The following is a 2,755-nucleotide window of genomic DNA, read 5'->3' on the forward strand; positions in this document are numbered from 1 at the left end:
GCTTCACCCAGATGACATTGCTTCCGCGGTCAACTTTATTCTTTCCTCATCTAATACCGCACAAATTTCTTCTATACTACCGCACAAATTTCTTCTATACGTCTCGATGCTCCACTTTGGTATCAAGTATAAGGATCTATCCAATGAAAATCACGCCCAGAATAGCTCTTGTCTTAACCCTCGTAGGAACCTTTTTTTGGGGTTCCAATTTCCAAGCCACTAAGATAGCTTTAACGACTGTTTCTCCATGGACAGCTTCTTTTGAGCGGTTTCTCATTGCCGTAATCGCCATATTTTTAATTATGATTTTCAAAGAAGGCTTGCGGTGGCATGTTTTATCGCAAAATTTTATTTCTTATATTTTCCTAGGGATTATCGGTGTGGCAGGGTTTAATGGCGCTTTATTTGTTGGCTTGCAAACGTCAAATCCCATAACAGCCTCCCTCATCATGGCGACAACCCCTATTAGTGCTAATATTATTGAAGCTATCATGAATAAATCTTTCCCAACCTGTGAGAGGGTTATAGGGATGCTCATTAGCATGTTCGGGGTCTATTTAGTCATAACAAATGGGAGATTTTTGTCTAACCATGTTTCCTTTGCCAAAGGAGATATTATGATTCTTTTAGGTTCCATTGGTTGGGCGTTCTATACCGTGGGCACGCGGTCATTTGTCAAGAACGCAACCCCGCTTGAAACAACAAGCTGGACGATGCTCTCTGGCACCGTCGCCCTTGGCGTCCTAACCTTTTTATTCGAATCCCCTCTTCAAGAAACGATGTCTATGTCCGGCGCTAGTTTATTCGCACTCCTTTGGATGGGGGTTGCAGGATCAGTTTTAGCCTACCTATTTTGGAATATTGGAATAGCGATCCGAGGTCCGGGTAAGACGGCGATATTTTTCAATTTTGTACCTATTTCAGCCTTATTGGTGCAAATCCTGTTCGGCTTCATCCCTCAAATCATGCAAATCATAGGCGTTTTTATTACGATTTTTGGAGTTCTAATCGGACAAGGCTATATATTCAGCTTACTAGGATCTAGAAAAGCCGTTCCCAATGCGCATAAAGAGTAATATACTTTTTAAGATGAATGGAAATTGGCGTGTTATTTTTCGCTTTATCGGAACAGATGTGGAGCTTGTTGATTATCAAGATTACCATTGATGAAAGGAATGAAAACAAATGACGCATAACCCCGCCCATTCTAGTGAAGTTCTAAAAGTAGCTTTTTTAGAAGAAATGGGGATAACAATACAAAAATTAGCGTATCGTCTTTATATAACAAAATACGTATTTATTGTCAAATAATATTTTATCTTTTTTGATATTTTTTTGTATTTTTTAAATACGTTGTGTATTGATAATATCTTATGATTATGAATTGCTTCTTTTATATTTATATGCGTTTAAAGCTATATTATGGGCTTTATGAAACGATTGCGTTATGTTTTGAATCTATACATCTATAATATTTAAAAAGGCTCTCATAATGCGTATTTTTATCTTTATAATCTATCAGTTTTTTTACTAAATGAATTTAAATTTTTTTGTGAATTTTGTTTATAATACATTTAAAATTTAATAGCCTCTTATAGGTGCTCTCTTTATAATCAATGCGTTCATTTACAGTTTAGTTATTTGAAGCTGCTGTTTTTACGCATTTTCTATAGCTGTTATATGCTTTATAGCCATGGCATCATTTTTCATTTTCATAAGAGAAATGATAAATAGGATATATGATAATTGCGATTTATTGTCTGTTATGAAAACACTTATGAAAACATCTCAATAGAAACTGATCATTATAGAGATGAGCAAAATCCCTTTTAATAAACTTTTGTCATTTTTGTCAGTTCTTTTTAGAACCTATATCATTTTTTTTAAATGAGAGAAAATTAAAATCATTATATTTCAATAAGTTAAGTTTTATCAATTTTTCAAAATACAACTTATTAAAACAGCCATAACAAATAAATACAACTGTAAATATATATTTGTCAGTTTATGTCAGTACATTGAATCGACAAAAGTGATCATTTAGTGAATGATTAAAACATGTCTTATGAAAAGCATATAATCTTTTAAAGCCTTTCAAAAGAAAGGGATTATAATCATAATAAATGCTATCAAGATCCTTATGGTTATGAGTTTTAGAGGTGCTTTTTACGCCCCTTTTATATATTTTTTTCAATAAAAAAATAAAAGTTATTATATTTCAATAAGTTAATTTTTATCAATTTTTCAAAAAACAACCTATATCAATAATACAACCTATAAATTCAACTAATGCTCTATGTTTTGTAAGGGTTTTGGGGGGTAGAAACATTCAAAACCTATAAGTAATATAAGAAAATGAATATACATAACCCTCTTTAAACAAAGCTTTTGAAAAGGATAAAGCACTCATTTTAGATTACGGTTTAATCTTTTAAAGGCAATGTAAATAAGAGTATCTAAAAGTGCAAGTTTCTTCTTTTTAGAATAACGCATACAAACACTCCTTTTAAAGATTGTATCTAATCAACTTAACAAAAGAGGTATAGATTATGGTTATAAGCTCTATACCCCTTATGCGTTTATCATACCCATTATATGAGCATCTTTATAAGTTATTCAGTTTCTCTTATTTCTAATTTTGGTAAGTTCTTAACAATTTTCATTGTTTCTAAACTTACGGTAATAACCCTCTGAAATAACTCTAGAGGGTAGGCAGGGTTGCCAATGGTTTCAACAGCATAACGATTGGCATCAT

The 2,755-nt window shown here is 32.5% G+C and carries 2 protein-coding genes and 1 pseudogene; all 3 read left to right on the top strand.

The features are described 5' to 3' along the window. Window positions 1-143: 143 nt before the first annotated feature. The 3 genes and pseudogenes from ACFIL8_RS08970 (at window position 144) to ACFIL8_RS08980 (ending at window position 1,311) form a co-directional block, all read left to right on the top strand. Window positions 144-1,076: a DMT family transporter gene (locus ACFIL8_RS08970; RefSeq protein WP_375621810.1), complete on the top strand. Its 933-nt coding sequence runs from the start codon at window positions 144-146 to the stop codon at window positions 1,074-1,076. Window positions 1,077-1,089: 13 nt separating this feature from the next. Continuing rightward, window positions 1,090-1,167: pseudogene (locus ACFIL8_RS08975) on the top strand (Killer protein); the annotation flags it as partial. 18 nt (window positions 1,168-1,185) lie between these two features. Next, window positions 1,186-1,311, top strand: coding sequence for a hypothetical protein (locus tag ACFIL8_RS08980; protein WP_375621811.1), 126 nt, complete (start codon window positions 1,186-1,188; stop codon window positions 1,309-1,311). Window positions 1,312-2,755: the final 1,444 nt, after the last annotated feature.

The sequence above is a fragment of the Bartonella sp. AP57NXGY genome (assembly GCF_042195805.1).
In the GTDB taxonomy this organism is placed as follows: domain Bacteria; phylum Pseudomonadota; class Alphaproteobacteria; order Rhizobiales; family Rhizobiaceae; genus Bartonella.

Bases quoted from the DNA above. Each gene is read 5' to 3' on its own strand.
- ACFIL8_RS08970 (WP_375621810.1), top strand. From the start codon at position 144: ATGAAAATCACGCCCAGAATAGCTCTTGTCTTAACCCTCGTAGGAACC.
- ACFIL8_RS08980 (WP_375621811.1), top strand. From the start codon at position 1,186: ATGACGCATAACCCCGCCCATTCTAGTGAAGTTCTAAAAGTAGCTTTT.